Origin of the sequence: Butyrivibrio hungatei (assembly GCF_900101605.1) — a bacterium.
GTDB lineage: Bacteria > Bacillota > Clostridia > Lachnospirales > Lachnospiraceae > Butyrivibrio > Butyrivibrio hungatei_B.
Genome location: NZ_FMUR01000009.1, coordinates 72,880 through 90,954, shown reverse-complemented (window position 1 = coordinate 90,954; position 18,075 = coordinate 72,880). Strand labels below are relative to the sequence as shown.

Below are 18,075 nucleotides of genomic sequence, written 5' to 3'. Positions count from 1 at the left end.
AATTACAGGAGAGGTTTTCAATGAAAGTAGTTTTATCTATAGCGGGAAGTGACAGCAGCGGCGGAGCAGGGATTCAGGCAGATCTTAAGACAATGACCGCACACAAAGTATACGGAATGACTGCGATAACGGCGCTCACAGCTCAGAACACAACAGGGGTTACGGATATTATGGAGTCAAGTCCCGAGTTTCTTGGGGAGCAGATTGAAGCTTGTTTGAGTGATATTCCGTGTGATGCTGCCAAGATAGGAATGCTTCCGTCGGCAGAGCAGGTCAAGGTTGTACACGAGAAACTTACCAAGTATAAGGTAAAAAATCTTGTCGTAGATCCTGTGATGGTCGCAACAAGCGGCAGCAGTCTTATGAAGGATTCAACAGCCGAGGTTATGGCGAGACTTCTTTTACCCATAAGCCGCGTTATAACGCCCAACATACCTGAAGCTCAGGCACTTACGGGGCTTAAGATAACATCGAGAAAAGACATGGAGAAAGCCGCGGAAGAGCTTGGAAACGAATGCGGATGCGCAGTCCTTCTAAAAGGAGGGCACAGCATAGAGGACGCGAGCGATGTCCTTTATGAAAACGGCAAAATCACATGGTTTGAGGGAAAAAGAATTGAGAGCAGCAATACTCACGGAACGGGATGCACACTCTCAAGTGCGATAGCTTCAAACCTGGCACTTGGCGAAAGCCTCGAAGATGCTATTCGAAATGCCAAAGCTTATATTTCAGATGCTATAGCGTCCGGACTTAATCTTGGCAAGGGCTCAGGACCTCTTGATCACATGGTGAATTTATGAATCGAAAATAAAAGAAAACGGGAGGATACATGGTCAAAATAAACGGAGAAGAATACCAATATGAAAACAAGCAGCTGACCGCGGTTCTTGAGGAACTTAATTACGACAAGACAAGGATCGCCGTTGAGATCAATGAAGAGATTGTTCCTAAGGTATGCTACGACGCAACTATTCTTAAGGACGGAGATACCGTGGAAGTTGTAAGCTTTGTGGGAGGCGGCTGATATGACACCGACGAGAGAGGAGTTCTACAATGCACTTATAGAGCGGCACGGAGCCGAGAATCAAAAGAAATTTGACGAGGCGACAGTGGCAATCTGTGGACTTGGCGGGCTCGGTTCAAATATATCGATATGTCTTGCAAGAGCAGGCGTTGGAAAGCTGATACTTATCGACTTTGATAAGGTTGATATATCCAATCTTCACAGGCAGCAGTACAAGGCTGCGCAGGTTGGCATACCGAAGACACAAGCTCTTTCGGATAATCTGAAAGAAATAAATCCATATATAACCATCGAGACGCACAACACGAAGGTCACGGAAGAAAATGTCATAGAACTTACAAAAGATGCGGATATAGTGTGCGAGGCATTTGATAAGGCAGAGAACAAAGCAATGCTTGTAAATGCGATACTTGAAAATGCTCCCGAAAAGTATCTTGTATCAAGTTCGGGAATGGCGGGCTTTGGAAGTGCCAATCTTATCAAGACAAAAAAGATCTCGAAAAAGTTCTTTTTATCGGGAGATTCCGTTAGTGACGTTAATGACGGCATCGGACTTATTTCTTCGAGAGTTATGGCATGTGCTGCGCATGAAGCACATATGGCACTTCGCATATTGATGGGAGAAACGGAAACTTGAATGGTTTGATGAGCTGACAAGCCGGTTTTATCAGACAATGAAATATTCAGATCGGCAATATCACAGCACATCGGGTAGGAGAAGGAAAATGGCAGAAGACAAATTGATCATTGGAGGAAAAGAATTTAATTCAAGATTCATTCTTGGATCGGGAAAGTACTCGATGAAACTTATCGAGGCTGCAACACGTGATGCGGGCGCTGAGATAATCACGCTTGCAGTAAGACGAACAAATACGAAGGATGAGGAGAACATTCTGGACTTTATTCCAAAGAATGTCACACTTCTTCCAAATACGAGCGGAGCAAGAGATGCAAAAGAGGCAGTGCGTATAGCCAGACTTGCAAGAGAGCTTGGATGCGGTGATTTTGTAAAGATTGAGATCATGCGCGATACGAAATATCTTTTGCCCGACAATTATGAAACTATCAAAGCGACGGAGATACTTGCAAAAGAAGGATTTGTGGTAATGCCTTACATGTACCCGGACCTCAATGTTGCAAGAGAGCTTAAGGAAGTGGGAGCAGCGTCAATCATGCCGCTCGCATCGCCTATAGGTTCCAACAAGGGACTTGCTACAAAAGAATTTATACAGATTCTTATAGATGAGATAGATCTTCCGATAATCGTTGACGCAGGTATCGGAAGACCTTCGCAGGCCTGCGAAGCAATGGAAATGGGAGCTGCTGCGATAATGGCAAACACAGCGCTTGCGACAGCAGGAAATCTGACTCTTATGGCATCGGCATTTAAAGATGCCATTGAAGCCGGAAGAAAGGCATATCTTGCCGGAGTCGGAAGAGTTTTGACCCGCGGAGCCAGCGCATCCGATCCTTTGATAGGATTCTTGCATTAGTGATGCTGTTGTAAGATATTTCGACTTTTGTACAGAATGGACAGCAACACTAAGGAGGAAGATATGGAAAATCATTTTTTGATTGATTCGGATGAATTGTCCGAGGCAGGGCTTGAGAGAAAGCACAGGATAGAGAACGATCCTTCGTTCAGAACGGACCATATGGCTTATTTGCCCGGAATGGACGTGATCGAATCCGATGTTTGCAAGAATGTAATGGAGCACTTTGAGTCATACGATTACAGCAAATATACGGCGAAAGATGTCAGAAGAGCGCTTGATAGCGAGAGGTGTTCAATTGAAGATTTCAAGGCACTTCTTTCACCCGCGGCGGAGCCTTTCCTTGAGCAGATGGCTGAGAAAGCACAGCGCGAGACGAGCAAGCACTTTGGGAATACGGTATATCTTTTTACCCCGATATATATTGCAAATTATTGCGAGAACTACTGCGTTTACTGCGGATTCAACTGCTATAACAGGATTAAAAGAATGAAGCTGTCATACGAGCAGATTGAACACGAAATGAAGGTCATCGCAGACAGCGGAATGGAAGAAATCCTGATTCTTACGGGAGAGAGCCCCGCCAATTCGGATATTGAGTATATCGGAGAGGCATGTAAGATCGCGAGGAAGTATTTCCGAATGGTCGGAATTGAGATTTATCCCGTGAATGTTAAAGACTACAAGTATCTTCACGAGTGCGGTGTGGACTACGTCACTGTATTTCAGGAAACTTACGATACAGTCAGATATGAACAGCTGCATCTTATGGGCAACAAGAGAGTCTGGCCGTATAGGTTCGATGCACAGGAGAGGGCGCTTATGGGCGGAATGCGCGGCGTAGCTTTTTCTGCGCTTTTGGGACTTTCTGATTTCAGGAAGGACGCACTTGCTTCGGCGCTTCATGTATATTTTTTGCAAAGAAAATATCCTTATGCCGAGATGTCTTTGTCCTGTCCAAGGCTTCGCCCCATTATCAACAACGAGACCATAAATCCGCTTGATGTGGGCGAGAGACAGCTTTGCCAGATACTTTGCGCATACAGAATATTCCTGCCGTTCTGCGGAATAACGGTTTCATCGAGGGAAACGGCGGAATTTAGAAACGGCATAGTGAAGATTGCGGCAACCAAGGTTTCTGCAGGAGTTTCGACGGGAATCGGTGACCACGAACAGAAGTATTCGGGAAAAGAAAAAGGCGAAGAAGCCGGAGATGAGCAGTTTGAAATATCGGACGGAAGGAGCCTTAACAGAATGTACGAAGATATTGAAAGCGAAGGACTGCAGCCGGTTTACAACGACTACGTATATCTATGATATAGAATCGCGAGAATTTCGAAGAAACGGGACGATTCGAATATCAAACATGGCAAAATTTAGTTTATTAAACCCTAAATATAAAAAAATCAGAATAGGAGAAGGTTTTAATGAGAGAGTATTCAACACAGATGGAGGCGGCGCGCAAAGGAATCGTGACCAAGGAGATGGAGGCGGTTGCCAAGAAAGAGTATCGTGATACTGAGTTCATAAGAGCACTTGTTGCGGAAGGAAAGATTGCGATTCCCGCAAATAAGAATCACAAATGTATCGATCCCGAGGGCGTTGGTTCAATGCTCAGAACCAAGATCAACGTAAACCTTGGTGTATCAAGAGATTGCAAGGATTATGATATTGAGATGGAAAAGGTTATGGCCGCTGTAAACATGGGTGCTGAGGCTATCATGGATCTTTCAAGTCACGGAAATACACAGCCTTTTAGAAAGAAGCTTACAGAATCATGCCCTGCAATGATCGGAACGGTTCCTGTATATGACAGCGTTATTCATTATCAGAGAGATCTTGCTGAGCTTACGGCTAAGGATTTCATCGATGTTGTAAGACTTCACGCTGAGGACGGAGTTGACTTTGTCACACTTCACTGCGGAATTACAAGAAAGACGATTGAGCAGATCAAAAAGCACAAGAGAAAGATGAATATCGTATCAAGAGGCGGTTCACTTGTGTTTGCATGGATGTGCATGACAGGGCAGGAGAATCCGTTCTATGAATATTATGACGAAATCCTTGAAATCTGCAGAGAATATGATGTTACAATTTCACTCGGAGATGCCTGCAGACCGGGATGTCTTGCCGATGCAAGCGATGTCTGTCAGATAGAGGAACTTGTAAGACTTGGCGAGCTCACAAAGAGAGCTTGGGAAAAAGACGTTCAGGTAATGGTTGAAGGCCCGGGACATATGCCTATGGATCAGATCGAAGCAAACATGAAGATTCAGAACACAATCTGCATGGGAGCTCCTTTCTATGTACTTGGCCCTCTTGTTACAGATATTGCACCCGGATACGATCACATCACTTCAGCAATCGGAGGAGCCATCGCGGCAGCTTCAGGTGCGGCATTCCTTTGCTATGTAACACCTGCTGAGCATCTTGCGCTTCCGAATGTAGATGACGTTAAGCAGGGAATCATCGCTTCCAAGATTGCAGCTCATGCGGCAGATATCGCAAAGAAGATTCCTCATGCTATGGACCGCGACAATGCGATGGGTGATGCCAGAAGAGTTCTTGACTGGGATAAGCAGTGGGAGTGCGCACTCGATCCCGAGACAGCCAAGAAAATCCGCGATGACAGATCTCCTGAGTATGACGATACATGCTCGATGTGCGGTAAGTTCTGTGCGGTACGCAGCATGAACAAGGCACTCAACGGCGAGTATATTGATATTTTGGGATAAAAACTGAAAAGTATAGCGACATGGCAAAAAACATCAAGTAAAATGATTAATTTTGCCATGTTTTATTTGTGAAAAAATGTGATATCATAATATCCATCAACAAAACTGAGATATTTTAATTCGATTATGATAAAAAATATCAAGAAATCAAGGAGCAGATGAATAATGGATAATTATCAGAAGTATCAGTGTCAGTACTATATGCCTCCTAAGGCAACATATAATTGGGTGAAAAAGGATCATATCGAGACTCCGCCCATCTGGTGCAGTGTTGACTTAAGAGACGGAAACCAGGCGCTTATTGAGCCCATGAGTCTTGAGGAGAAGCTTGAATTCTTCACAATGCTAGTAAAGCTCGGCTTCAAGGAGATTGAGATCGGTTTCCCTGCGGCTTCTGTTACAGAATATGAATTTGCAAGAACTTTGATTGAGAGAAATATGATCCCTGATGATGTTACGGTTCAGGTTCTTACACAGGCAAGAGAACATATCATCAAGAGAACATTTGAGGCTGTAAAGGGTGCGCCCAGAGCAATCATCCACCTTTACAATTCAACTTCCGTAGCACAGCGTGAGCAGGTATTCAAAAAAGATAAAGATGAGGTTAAGAAAATCGCTATTGAAGGAGCTAAGCTTCTTGATAAGCTTGCAAAAGAGACGGAAGGAAACTTCTCTTTTGAATACTCACCCGAAAGCTTCCCGGGAACAGAGGTTGATTACGCTGTTGAAGTATGTAACGCCGTTCTTGATGTATGGAAGCCTACCAAAGAGAACAAGGTAATAATCAATATTCCTACAACCGTTGAAAATTCCATGCCTCATGTATTTGCGACACAGGTTGAATATATCCACAATTCACTTAAGTATCGTGATGCGGTAACACTTTCTCTTCACCCTCACAATGACAGAGGAACCGGTGTCGGTGATGCAGAACTTGGATGCCTTGCAGGTGCCGACAGAATCGAAGGAACTCTTTTCGGAAACGGTGAGAGAACAGGTAACGTCGATATCGTTACACTTGCTCTTAATATGTATTCACACGGCGTTGATCCGAAACTTGATTTTTCACATCTTCCTCAGGTCGGAGAGACATATGAGAAACTTACAAGAATGCGTATCTATGAGAGACAGCCTTATGCAGGACAACTTGTCTTCACTGCATTTTCAGGATCTCACCAGGATGCTATCTCCAAGGGATTCAACTGGCATGAGCTTAAGAAGGACAACGGCATCTGGTCGGTTCCTTATCTTCCCATCGATCCCAAGGATATCGGAAGGGAGTACGACGGAGATGTTATCAGGATCAACAGCCAGTCAGGAAAAGGTGGCGTAAGCTATATTCTTAAGAATAATTATGGTATGATGGTTCCCAGAGAAATGCAGGAAGATGTCAGCTACACGATCAAGGACATTTCTGACAGAGAACATGCGGAGCTTTCTCCCATGCGTATCTACCAGATCTTTGAGGATAAGTACGTTCACAACAATCATGTATTTAAGATTGATGAATGTCATTTCAAGCAGAAGGAAGGAATACTTGCAGAAGTCAAGATAGATCATCTTGATGCGCAGCAGGTTGTTGAGGCAAACGGAAACGGACGTCTCGATGCTGTAAGTAATGCCATCAAGCAGTATTTTGGAATAAAGTACGAGCTTTCAACATATGAAGAGCACGCTCTTTCAAGAGGTTCTTCATCAAAGGCCTGCACATATGTGGGAATTACCGTTGAAGGCAAGAAATACTGGGGAGTCGGAATTGACGAGGATATCATCAAGTCTTCAATAAACGCTCTTGTTGTTGCGGTCAATCAGCTCGATGCCGTTAAGAACAACAAGGATGTGAGAGATGTGAGGATCAATGCGATCATGAATTATATTCAGGAGAACTACCTTACAATCACTCTTGATGATCTGTCCAAGCAGTTCTTCCTTTCAAAGCCTTATCTGTCCAAATTTATAAAGGATAAGTCGGGAATGACTTTCGGTGAGAATGTAAAGCAGATAAGACTTAACAAGGCAAGTACTCTTTTGCGAAACGGAAATATGAAGGTTGAAAAAGTAGCTGAAGCATCGGGATATCAGAACGTTGAGCATTTTAACCGCCTCTTCAAAGAGAGATTCGGTATGACTCCCGTTCAGTATCGCTGCAGCGAAAAATAACAGATCGGATCGGGTAATAAAAAGTGAAAAACAAAAGACGGAGCGGCGAACATAAACACAATATAATAGCAGGAAGAATTGCGGCAGTGGTCGCCGCCTGTTCCTTTGTTTTTTTAACGGGATGCGAATCGTCCGATAAGCCTGTCAAAATAGTATTTACCACGGGTTTTGCTAAGGATGAAGTGTTCAGGATAGAAGACACGGTGTGCACCTTAAAGGAAGCCAAGGCGTATCTCTTAAATACCAGGGAAGGGTATGAGGCCAGCTTTGGAGAAGGAATATGGAACTGCGAAGCCGGAAATGAGACTGTTGAGGATAGACTGAAAGATTCTGTTCTTGCCAAGATCGCGCAGATAAAAACGATGGATATTCTGGCAGCGGAAAAGGGAATTGTGCTTGACGATAAAGAGAACCAGAAAGCGGAAGAAGCAGCGGCTGAGTATTATGAAACGCTTTCCGAGGCCGATATAGCAGCCATGGATGGGATCACGAAGGAAGACATTGCGTGCATATACAAGGACCAGGCGCTTGCCGATAAGCTCTATAACGATATCATCAAAGATATCAATCCCGAGATAAGTGATGATGAAGCCAGAACGATAACGATTGAGCAGATTCTTATAAAAACATATTCGCTTGATGCCAACGGAAACAAAGTGGATTTTGGCGAGTCCGATAAGGCGGCTGCCAAAGCCAAAGCTGATGGGATTTACAGAAAAATTAAAGATGAAGGCGCGAGTTTTGAAGAACTCATGCTTGAATATAATGAGGCCGACAAAACTGAACTCTCTTTTGGAAAAGGGGGCGAACAGCCCGATTACGAAGGCGTTGCGTTTAATCTCGGAGGCGATGAGGTGAGCAGTGTCTTTGCGACAAGCGAGGGATATGCAATAATCAAGTGCATCAGTAAATTCAATCTGGAAGAAACTGAAGCCAATAAGGCTAAAATCGTTCAGCAGAGAAAGCGCGAAGTTTTTGGTGAAGAGTATGACAGCTTCGTTGCCAAACTGAACAAACAGCTCAACGAAAAACTGTGGAGCAGTGTGACCATAGGAAACAATCCCGAAGTTACGGCAAAAGGGATGATGGATGTTTATCAGAAACATTTTCCGAAAAAGTGATAATTTAATAGAAGATGTCAAATTGACGTATGATTTTTGCTTTTGCAAGGGTCATACGTCTATTTTTATCCACTTTAAACAAAATGGAAGCGCTACCACTAGCAATATGCACAAATAAAACATGAAAATTCTTTGATTTATGGTCAAGAAGTAAAAAAAGTGCTTGATGAAGTAAAAAAAATATGTTCAGAATATTTACTTAATCGTTTATATTGTTATCAGTAGTATCAAAATTACACAGAGGTGATGATAAGCATGAAAAACTTAAAAACGACTTTGATAATACTTGCACTTACTATGGTGATGCTTATCCCCACCGGTTGCGGCTCTGCCAACAAAATCGAATCATGGGCAAGAGATTATGAGCCAACTGAAGAGTATCTGGCTCTTTATGATGACGGCAAGGCTGTTTTCGAGGGCAAGGATTACACATATGTTAAGGATGACGACAGTATCACTCTTACAGATAAGGATGGTAATTCGATAGAGCACAGATACTACATTGATAATGAAAAAATGGTTTTTTATATAGCATCGGTGTATGAATATCAGGATGAAGGGGAACCTGATGGGATTGTTGGGAATTGGGCCTGCGGTAACAATGTTTTCAGATTTTTACCCGCGCCTAAGTTGGAATTTAGTGAGGAGGATGCCTTCTACGGCCACTATTCAGTGGATGAAGCTAATTCCAGTGTAAAACTTATGTATGATGCACCCCTGCCGGATGCAACGTTCTATTATTCTTTGACCGGTAAGGAACTTACGATCGATTATCCCTGGCCTTTAGTCAAGACTCAGGCGAAGGATACGACCAAGAAGGATGAGGGCACAACGTAATCGAAACGCATGGCGCGTTTACGATAAATTATGGCAGCTTGTCTGTCAAAACCATTATAAGAAGGAGAGGTATGAAATGGAGAAGAAGCGTTTAGTTTCAATGTTATTGGCGGGCGTGATGACTCTTTCTCTTGTTGGATGCGGAGATACAGCTTCAGCACCTGCAGAGTCAGGTGACAACGGCGCAGCAGCAGCAACAGAGGCAGGAGCGGATGCAGGAGCAGATGCGGGAGCAGAAGCAAGTGCTGCAGGCGCAGGGTTAGATGACAGCACCCCTATTACTCTTAACATGTGGTGTATCGCTACAGAGAGTGATTCAAACCGTAAGTCTTACGAGACAGCTATTAAGGAGATGGAGACAAACCATCCAAATGTTACTTTGAACTGGGAAGCTTTTGAGAACGAGTCTTATAAGACAAAGATCAAAGCTGCAGTTTCAGCTAATGAAATGCCTGACATTTTCTTTACATGGTCATGTGCATTCCTCGGTGACTTCGTAAGCGCAGGAAAGGTACAGTGCCTTGACGAAGCATACGAGAAGTATAAGAACGAGCTTCCTGAAGCTATGCTTAAGAACACAACATTTGACGGAAAACACTACGGTGTTCCGCTTACAATGAATATTGTAGGTCTTTTCGCTAACATGGATATCCTTAAAGAAGCTGGATATGATGAGATTCCCGGAACTTATGAAGATTTCATTAAGTGCTGTGATGCTCTTAAGGCTAAGGGCAAGATTCCTTTCGGATGTGCAGGTAAGGAAACATGGTGCGTAACTGAGTATCTTGAGTCTATCATCGAGAAGAGCGCAGGCGCTGAGACACTTGACGCTATCTTCGCAGGAAATGAGTCATGGAACAACCAGGATGTTGCTGATTCTGTTGATACATTCCAGAAGCTCATCAAAGACGGATACTTCGATCCTTCAGGAATCGGTCTTTCAAACGATGAAGTTAAGGCTAACTTCATGGCAGGCAAGTATGCATTCTACATGAATGGTACATGGAACTGTGCAGACTTCGCAGCAAATGCTGAGTTCTTGCCTAAGGTTAAGGTTGGTGAGTTCCCTGTAATCAACGCTGACAAGTCAAAGCTTGGACAGCTCATCGGTGGACCTTCAGATACACTTGCAGTTGCAGCTTCTTCACCTAACGCTGCAGCAGCTGCTGATTACACATTCGAGCTTGGTAAGCTTATCTGCCACTACGGATACCTTGATGGATGCGGACTTCCTGCATGGACACCTTACGGTGATACAAGTGCTGTAAATCCTCTTACACAGGCCGTTGCAGAAATCGTTCAGAAGTCTGATTACATGGTTCTCTTCGGAGATACAGCTATGGCAGCAGATAAGGCTCAGACATACCTTTCATATGTTGATCAGGTTTATGGATGCCAGATCGACGGAAAAGGATTCATCGAAGGTCTTGCAAAGGATATTAAGTAATTCCTTTACAGATATTGTAAATCTAAAATGATTTTATTTTGGTTCTTCCTGTGCTTCCAATGGGAAGCATAGGAAGAACCGTATTTTATTGGAAGGTTATTTTGTATGGAAAGAGATAAGAGTGCGTTAAAACAGAAGAGGAATAAGGAGTTGAAAAAAGGGCTGGCAGTCTTTGTATTTCTGCTTCCCGGATTACTTTTATTCGTTAGTATTTTAATTGCTCCCATTTTAGTTTCTTTGTATAAAAGTTTATATGACTGGAATGGGTTTACCGATGGAACATTCATAGGATTAGCCAATTATAAAGAGCTGTTCACCAACGGATCCATTAAATTTATGATCTCATTGAAGAACTCACTTATATTGGCACTATTTTCAGTATTTATACAGTTACCGCTTGCATTATTGCTTGCGCTTATACTTGGAAGAAAGCCGAAGGGCGAGCGTTTCTACCTTACAGTTTTCTTCATGCCCGTGCTTATTTCAACGGTTGTTATAGGTCAGCTTTGGCTTAAGATCTACAACCCCGATTACGGTATCTTGAACAGATTCCTTGAAGCAATTCATTTGGGAAGTCTGAAGCATATTTGGGTCGGCGATCCAAAGACTGCACTTGGAAGTATTGTAGTTCCTACAATATGGCAGTATGTCGGATATCACATGCTTCTTATGTATGCCGGAGTTAAGGGTGTTTCACCCGATCTTAGAGAGGCCGCAATGATTGACGGTGCAACTAAGTGGCAGACAGACAGATTCATTGTTATCCCGATCATTAAGCCTATCATCAGAGTCAGTGTTATCTTTGCGGTGACAGGTTCACTTAAGACATACGACCTTGTTCGTATCTTGACCGACGGAGGCCCTTATCAGACAACAGAAGTTCCGAGTACATTGCTCGAGTACATGTTGTTCTTGAGAAACAGATACGGAATGGGAAGTACGATCTCTGTGATGCTTATTGCTCTGTGCTTCGCTTTTGCGTTACTAATTAGTGCTGCATTTAAGGAAAAGGATAATTAATGATGGTAGGAAAGAAAAAAACATTTGTATATATACTTTTGGTTATCTGGTCGATAATCAATTTATTCCCGATATATTTCATGTTTACTTTCTCTCTTAAGGGAAATGACGAAATTTTCGGAGCAAATATTATCGGACTTCCACAGCATTGGTTGTGGTCCAACTATAGCTCAGCTTTGGGAACCGGTAATATGGCACTGTACTTTTTTAACAGTTTACTTGTTACAGTGGTTTCAATTGGTATTTCAATTATTGCCGCTATGATGGCAACATATGCACTTACACGTATTAAATGGAGACTCAGTAAGCTCACAAATGCATTCTTTATGCTTGGACTTACAATCCCGCTTCAGGCTTCGATCGTACCTGTATATGTAGTGCTTTCAAAGCTTCACTGGCTCAATAAGTATTCAACACTTATTGTTCCTTACTCAGCTTTTACACTTTCAATGTCAATTCTTATTTGTACGGGATTCATGGTAGATATTCCGTATGACCTTGATGAAGCTGCGATAATTGACGGATGCGGTCTTTTTGGAACATTCTTTAAGATTATTATGCCGCTTATGAAGCCCGCTCTTTCAACAGTAGGTATCTATGCATACCTTCAGTGCTGGAACGAGTTCATGTTTGCCAACGTATTCATTTCAGATCAGAAGCACAGAACATTGCCTGTAGGTATTAAGGCTTTGTCGGGTGCATACACGACTGATTGGGGCCCGATCGGTGCGGCTCTCGTAATAGCAACATTTCCGACTCTTATTGCTTATGTATTCTTAAGCAGAAAGATTCAGGACAGCTTTATTGCCGGAGCGGTTAAGGGTTGATGTTGGTTTATAATTGAATATTGAATATAGAGACTCGGCATACATTTATTGCCGGGTCTTTTGTATTTTGCGAATAGTAGGAAAAAATGGTATCTTTTTATAGAACGGTTATTGATATTTTTACTTTTCAACAGGGGAAGAAGATGATCGATCAGATTGGGGATAAAAATAAAAAGACTACGCTTTCATCAAGTTTCAGAAGCACCTTGATTGGAATTGTAATGATAGTTTTTGTGTCTTTTTTGATATCGACTTATATCATTACTGAAAAAGAGCGTAGAGCATATGTTGCAAGAGAATCGGAAAGTGTGATAAAAGCTCTTTCAAACAATATAAGTTCCGATCTGAAAAATTATATGGATGTTTCGAGGCTTGTTATAACAGACAGAAGGCTCGTGACATTTCTTAAAGCGGATATAAATGCCGTTGATGACAACATGACAAATGATGCCAGATACGGGATGATGGATATATTGAATGCGGCAGAAGGGGTGGATTCTGTCATGGCATTCAGAGAAGATAAAAAAATGGTCTCAACCAACAGAATCTCATATAAGTACGATCAAGACCTTATGAATTCAGGGGAGTGGAGAGAGGCCATATATTCCAATGAAGGAAGAGCCATAGTCACCTTGAATTGCGGAGGTGTTGCAAGGAGAATCGATGATAAGCCCCTGGTTACGATTGAGAGAGCGATAAATGACATAAATTCCCAGAAGTGTATCGGAATAATGATGATGAACATATCGTCAAATGTCTTTCAGGATATGCTAAATCAGCTTCGTTATGACAATATCTGTATTCTTGGTTCGGATGGCAGTTTTATTGCAGGAAATGAAGAATATTTGAATTATTACAGCCCAGGTTTTGCAGTCGGAGGGATAAAGAATAAAAATATCAAAGTCGCCAACAAGCGTATGCTTTTATCGGCGTGCAGCGTCGACAATTATCCGATCGTGATAATCAGGGTATCAAAGTACGGAACGGAAGGTATACCGTATGGAATCTTGTATGTTTTGATGGTGCTTTTGCTCGTGTTTGTTGTTCTGGCGATTCATATGGGACTTTTTATCAAGACGGATATAACTGATCCCATATATAAGCTCTCCGAGTCAATGGAAAAAAATAAGAGGACCGGAAACCTTAAGACGATTGATATAGAGATGCCTTCAAGCGAGCTTGATATGCTTAAGGACGATTACAACAATCTTATCGATCACGTCAATGAGCTTATCGCGACTTTGATCGAAAAGGAAAAAACTCTTCAGAGAGCTGAGATGCGAGTCTTACAGGAACAGATAAAACCGCATTTTTTGTACAATTCACTTGAGACTATAGGTTTTCTTGCACTTGATGCGGGAGCGGTGAAGGTTCACGATTCACTTGAGATACTCGGAAGCTTTTACAGAAATTTTTTAAGCAAGGGAGACAGAGTCATACCTCTTTCAAGAGAGGTGCAGATTGTAAAAGATTATCTGGCGCTTCAAAAGCTCCGCTACGGAGACATATTCGAAGATGAGTATGATATAGATGAAAAGACGGGGAAGTTCATTCTTCCCAAGCTGATACTTCAGCCGCTTGTGGAAAATAGTATATATCACGGTATCAGAATGAAAGGAGAGAAGGGAAGTATAAAAATAAGTTCTAAGCTTGAAGATGGTTTTCTTCATCTGAAAGTTCGTGACACCGGTGTCGGAATGACACAGGAACAGATCGACAAGATTCTTCACTCGGACAGGAATTTTAAAGGAGAGATCGAGGGCGAGAGTTTCGGACTTTGGGGAACCATCGAAAGGATCAGGATTTATTGCGGAAGTAACGATGTTGTCAGGATTGACAGTGAAGTAGGGGAATACACTGAGATAGAGTTTATTATTTCGGAAGAAATGGCAATAAGGGGCGTAGGCGATGGACAGAAATTATAGGGTTATGATAATAGACGATGAGGAGTCGGCTCGGAAGCTCATGCGCGCAGCGATAAATTGGGGAGAGCTGGGCATGGAAGTTGTCGGAGAAGCGGCAAGCGGCATAGAAGCCATAAATGTTATTGACGATCTGAAGCCTGATATAGCATTTGTGGATATTTCGATGCCTTTTATGGACGGCATTGAATTTACCCAGACCGCGACAGGGCGATATCCGAATCTTGTAATAATAATAATGACTGCGATCAACCAGTTTGAATATGCAAGGAAATGCGTAAGTCTTCCGGTTTTTGACTATATGCTAAAGCCTATGGTCAGAACGGAGATCACAAAGGTTCTTGAGAGGGTAAAAAAGATGCTTGATGCATCAAGTGACACCTGGGAGGAGCAAAAGAGCGAGCACGTTGCACCGGCTGTGGATGAGAGCAATACAACCGAACTGATAAAAAAATATGTAGAGGACAACTTTGCGGATTCCAAGTTGAACCTTGCTTACATAGCACAGCACTTCGGCTTTAGCGCAAGTTACCTCTCGAGAAAATTCAAGCAGGAGACGGGGAGCAATTTCATCGAATACCTGACAAATCTTCGCATGAAAAAAGCCATGCAGATCGCGGGAGGAAATGTAAAGATGTATCAGGCTGCCGCCGAAGTCGGTATCCCCGATCCCAATTATTTCAGCCGCTGCTTTAAGAAATATGCGGGAATGAGCTACTCAGAGTACGTTGCATCCAAATACGAATAAACAATAGCAAACATTTGCATCGTTCACAACGTTGGAATTTACCGCCCACCACAGGGAGAAAGCCGAACAGATGCATAGCTGAGCTTTGTGAAAGAGCTTAGGTTTTCATGAGGCACCAAAATCTGCTATGAAATTCTGGTTTAGGCTCATTGTCTGACATTCGGTTCACGTAAAAACAGGGACTATGGATGTATTTATTTGCACTATCACTAAAGCTCACATTTTTAATGATGTTCCGAACGTTTTTCTTTCAATGCGCATGTGTCGGCTATAAACGCCTCACATGCGCTTGAAAAACGTTTTTTGGAACATCACAAAATGTGGCTATAGTGATAAATGTGCAAAAAATATACATCCATAGCCCCATTTTTTTCCGTAGAACCGAATGGAGTTTTTGAGCCGTTAGAATTTCATAGCAGATTTTGATGCCAATGAAACCAAGCGAAGGAGTAGCTCATCTATGCATCGGTGCGGCTTTCCCCTGTGGTGGGCGGTAAATTCCATGAAAGTGAACCGATGTGTTTTGCTAGCACTCAAACGAGGTGAGTGCTAATTTTTTATTGACTTTTGTGGTTTAGGGAATTAAACTTTTATTTGTACGGTGATGGGTGACAGGATCCGTACTTATACTGAAATGATGCAAAGGAGTGAGAGTTATGGCTTCAAAAAAAGGTAATCTTTCAATCAATAGCGAGAATATGTTTCCGATAATAAAGAAATGGCTTTATTCGGATCATGACATTTTTTACAGGGAAGTAATTTCAAATGCCTGCGATGCGGTTACGAAGATCCGCAAGATGGATATGATGGGCGAATATGAACTTCCTGAAGGTTTTAAGCCCCGTGTTGATGTGGTGCTCAATGATAAAGATAAGACTATTAAGATTACGGATAACGGAATCGGTATGACAGCCGAGGAAGTTGAAGAGTATATCAATCAGGTGGCTTTTTCGGGAGCAACCGATTTCCTTAATAAGTATAAAGATAAGGCAAATGCCGATCAGATTATCGGACATTTCGGACTTGGTTTTTATTCAACATTCATGGTATCAGATTCTGTTGATATAGATACTCTTTCATACAAGTCGGATGCAGCTTCTGTTCACTGGACATGCGACGGCGGTTCTGACTTTGAGATGTCTGACGGTGAGAAGAAAGAAGTAGGAACTACAATTACCTTACATCTGTCGGATGACTGCCTTGAGTTCTGCAATGAGTACAAGGCAAGAGAAGTTATAGAAAAATACTGCTCATTCATGCCTTATGACATTTATCTTTCAAGAGAGAACGAAGAAGGTACCGAGACAATCAAGGCAAGCGAGAAGCTTGATTCGGATGTTGTGATAGAAGAAGTACATCCCGAGAAGAAAGAGGGCGAGGACAAAGAGCCTGAGCTCGAGTACAAGATTAAGAGAAGACCTCAGCTTCTTAACGATACACATCCCCTTTGGGCTAAGACTCCCAAGGATTGTACAAATGAGGAGTATCTTGAGTTCTACAGAAAGGTGTTCCGCGATTATAAGGAGCCTCTTTTCTGGATTCACCTCAATATGGACTATCCGTTTAACTTAAAGGGAATTCTTTACTTCCCTAAGATCAACATGGAGTTTGAGTCAATTGAGGGAACTATAAAGCTTTACAATAATCAGGTATTTATCGCCGACAATATCAAGGAAGTTATCCCTGAGTACCTTATGCTCTTAAAGGGTGTTATCGATTGTCCCGATCTTCCTTTGAACGTTTCAAGAAGTGCGCTTCAGAACGACGGATTTGTAAAGAAGATCTCAGAGTATATCAGCAAGAAGGTTGCTGAGAAGCTTGCCGGACTTTGCAAGACAGATAAAGAAAACTATGACAAATACTGGGATGATATCAGCCCATTCATCAAATACGGTTGCCTTAAGGATGACAAGTTCTGCGAGAAGATGAACGATTACATCCTCTTTAAGAACCTTGACGGTAAGTATCTCACACTTCCCGAAGCTCTTCAGATCAACAAAGAGGCTGAAGAAGAGGCTAAGAAAGAGGAAGCTGTGGATGAAAACGGAAATAAGGTTGAAGCAGAAGTTGTTGACGATAAGTCCGAAGACAAGAAGGATGAGAAAGAGGAAAAAGAGCCTCGTATCATCTACTACGTAACAGATGAGCAGCAGCAGAGCCAGTACATCAAGATGTTCAAGGCTCAGAAGATGGAAGCTTTCGTAATGAAGCACAACATCGATACTCCTTTCATGCAGCAGCTTGAGAGCAAGAATGAGGGAATCAGCTTTAAGAGAATCGATGCCGATCTTACAGATACATTTAAGAGTAAGACATCCAAGAAAGCTGCAAAAGAGCTTGAAGAGAAGGAAAAAGAGATTTCTGAAAAGCTCAAGAAAGCTCTTAAGAATGATAAGCTTGTTGTTAAGCTTGAAAAGCTTAAGGATAAGAAAATGTCTTCAATGCTTACTGTTTCTGAGGAATCAAGACGTCTTGCCGATATGATGAAGATGTATGCAATGAACGGAATGTCCATGGGAGATTTCGGCGCATCGGAAGGTCAGACACTTATTCTTAATGCAAATCATCCTCTTGTTCAGTATGTGATGGACAATAAGGATGAGAAGAATACAGAGATGATCTGTGAACAGCTCTATGATCTTGCAAGGATCCAGAATGCGCCTCTTGACGCCGAGTCAATGACTAAGTTTGTTGAGAGAAGCAATGAGATCATGTTGATTCTTGCTAAATAATAATGTTGA

General features: G+C 42.4%; 15 protein-coding genes. All 15 read left to right on the top strand.

Annotated features, from left to right (window positions below):
* Positions 1-20: 20 nt before the first annotated feature.
* The 15 genes from thiD to htpG all read left to right on the top strand — a co-directional run bounded on the left by thiD (position 21) and on the right by htpG (position 18,066).
* Complete coding sequence (gene thiD / locus BLP87_RS08270; protein WP_074462277.1) at positions 21-800, top strand: bifunctional hydroxymethylpyrimidine kinase/phosphomethylpyrimidine kinase; 780 nt, start codon at positions 21-23, stop codon at positions 798-800.
* A 29-nt stretch (positions 801-829) separates the two neighbouring features.
* Complete coding sequence (thiS, locus tag BLP87_RS08265; protein WP_026514724.1) at positions 830-1,024, top strand: sulfur carrier protein ThiS; 195 nt, start codon at positions 830-832, stop codon at positions 1,022-1,024.
* Position 1,025: 1 nt separating this feature from the next.
* Complete coding sequence (gene thiF, locus BLP87_RS08260) at positions 1,026-1,661, top strand: thiamine biosynthesis protein ThiF (protein ID WP_074462276.1); 636 nt, start codon at positions 1,026-1,028, stop codon at positions 1,659-1,661.
* A gap of 88 nt (positions 1,662-1,749) precedes the next feature.
* Complete coding sequence (locus BLP87_RS08255; RefSeq protein WP_074462275.1) at positions 1,750-2,517, top strand: thiazole synthase; 768 nt, start codon at positions 1,750-1,752, stop codon at positions 2,515-2,517.
* 63 nt (positions 2,518-2,580) lie between these two features.
* On the top strand, positions 2,581-3,834 hold the full coding sequence (thiH, locus tag BLP87_RS08250) for a 2-iminoacetate synthase ThiH (protein WP_074462274.1): 1,254 nt from the start codon (positions 2,581-2,583) through the stop codon (positions 3,832-3,834).
* Between the two features lie 110 nt (positions 3,835-3,944).
* A complete protein-coding gene (thiC, locus tag BLP87_RS08245; protein ID WP_074462273.1) occupies positions 3,945-5,252 on the top strand; it encodes a phosphomethylpyrimidine synthase ThiC in 1,308 nt (435 codons plus the stop codon).
* A gap of 165 nt (positions 5,253-5,417) precedes the next feature.
* Positions 5,418-7,412: a 2-isopropylmalate synthase gene (locus BLP87_RS08240; RefSeq protein ID WP_074462272.1), complete on the top strand. Its 1,995-nt coding sequence runs from the start codon at positions 5,418-5,420 to the stop codon at positions 7,410-7,412.
* A gap of 23 nt (positions 7,413-7,435) precedes the next feature.
* The gene (locus BLP87_RS08235) at positions 7,436-8,533 is read left to right on the top strand and encodes a peptidylprolyl isomerase (protein WP_074462271.1); all 1,098 of its coding nucleotides are present in this window, start codon (positions 7,436-7,438) and stop codon (positions 8,531-8,533) included.
* Positions 8,534-8,788: 255 nt separating this feature from the next.
* Positions 8,789-9,370: a hypothetical protein gene (locus tag BLP87_RS08230; RefSeq protein WP_074462270.1), complete on the top strand. Its 582-nt coding sequence runs from the start codon at positions 8,789-8,791 to the stop codon at positions 9,368-9,370.
* 76 nt (positions 9,371-9,446) lie between these two features.
* Complete coding sequence (locus BLP87_RS08225) at positions 9,447-10,817, top strand: ABC transporter substrate-binding protein (RefSeq protein WP_074462269.1); 1,371 nt, start codon at positions 9,447-9,449, stop codon at positions 10,815-10,817.
* 105 nt (positions 10,818-10,922) lie between these two features.
* Positions 10,923-11,837, top strand: coding sequence for a carbohydrate ABC transporter permease (locus tag BLP87_RS08220; RefSeq protein WP_074462268.1), 915 nt, complete (start codon positions 10,923-10,925; stop codon positions 11,835-11,837).
* Positions 11,837-12,664, top strand: coding sequence for a carbohydrate ABC transporter permease (locus BLP87_RS08215; protein WP_074462267.1), 828 nt, complete (start codon positions 11,837-11,839; stop codon positions 12,662-12,664). Before BLP87_RS08220 ends, BLP87_RS08215 begins: the two co-directional genes overlap by 1 nt.
* A 143-nt stretch (positions 12,665-12,807) precedes the next feature.
* A complete protein-coding gene (locus BLP87_RS08210; RefSeq protein WP_176756621.1) occupies positions 12,808-14,589 on the top strand; it encodes a cache domain-containing sensor histidine kinase in 1,782 nt (593 codons plus the stop codon).
* Positions 14,573-15,334 carry a response regulator transcription factor gene (locus tag BLP87_RS08205; RefSeq protein ID WP_074462265.1) on the top strand — a complete coding sequence of 254 codons (762 nt, stop codon included), beginning with the start codon at positions 14,573-14,575 and terminating at the stop codon, positions 15,332-15,334. The genes BLP87_RS08210 and BLP87_RS08205 overlap by 17 nt, the downstream gene beginning before the upstream one ends.
* 656 nt (positions 15,335-15,990) lie before the next feature.
* Positions 15,991-18,066: a molecular chaperone HtpG gene (htpG, locus tag BLP87_RS08200; RefSeq protein WP_026656888.1), complete on the top strand. Its 2,076-nt coding sequence runs from the start codon at positions 15,991-15,993 to the stop codon at positions 18,064-18,066.
* Positions 18,067-18,075 lie beyond the last annotated feature (9 nt).

Excerpts from the sequence above, each read along its gene's own strand:
- thiS (WP_026514724.1), top strand. The coding sequence starts at position 830 with ATGGTCAAAATAAACGGAGAAGAATACCAATATGAAAACAAGCAGCTG.
- thiH (WP_074462274.1), top strand. The coding sequence starts at position 2,581 with ATGGAAAATCATTTTTTGATTGATTCGGATGAATTGTCCGAGGCAGGG.
- BLP87_RS08230 (WP_074462270.1), top strand. The coding sequence starts at position 8,789 with ATGAAAAACTTAAAAACGACTTTGATAATACTTGCACTTACTATGGTG.
- thiC (WP_074462273.1), top strand. The coding sequence starts at position 3,945 with ATGAGAGAGTATTCAACACAGATGGAGGCGGCGCGCAAAGGAATCGTG.
- BLP87_RS08220 (WP_074462268.1), top strand. The coding sequence starts at position 10,923 with ATGGAAAGAGATAAGAGTGCGTTAAAACAGAAGAGGAATAAGGAGTTG.
- BLP87_RS08225 (WP_074462269.1), top strand. The coding sequence starts at position 9,447 with ATGGAGAAGAAGCGTTTAGTTTCAATGTTATTGGCGGGCGTGATGACT.
- BLP87_RS08210 (WP_176756621.1), top strand. The coding sequence starts at position 12,808 with ATGATCGATCAGATTGGGGATAAAAATAAAAAGACTACGCTTTCATCA.
- BLP87_RS08215 (WP_074462267.1), top strand. The coding sequence starts at position 11,837 with ATGATGGTAGGAAAGAAAAAAACATTTGTATATATACTTTTGGTTATC.
- BLP87_RS08240 (WP_074462272.1), top strand. The coding sequence starts at position 5,418 with ATGGATAATTATCAGAAGTATCAGTGTCAGTACTATATGCCTCCTAAG.
- htpG (WP_026656888.1), top strand. The coding sequence starts at position 15,991 with ATGGCTTCAAAAAAAGGTAATCTTTCAATCAATAGCGAGAATATGTTT.
- BLP87_RS08205 (WP_074462265.1), top strand. The coding sequence starts at position 14,573 with ATGGACAGAAATTATAGGGTTATGATAATAGACGATGAGGAGTCGGCT.
- thiD (WP_074462277.1), top strand. The coding sequence starts at position 21 with ATGAAAGTAGTTTTATCTATAGCGGGAAGTGACAGCAGCGGCGGAGCA.
- BLP87_RS08255 (WP_074462275.1), top strand. The coding sequence starts at position 1,750 with ATGGCAGAAGACAAATTGATCATTGGAGGAAAAGAATTTAATTCAAGA.
- thiF (WP_074462276.1), top strand. The coding sequence starts at position 1,026 with ATGACACCGACGAGAGAGGAGTTCTACAATGCACTTATAGAGCGGCAC.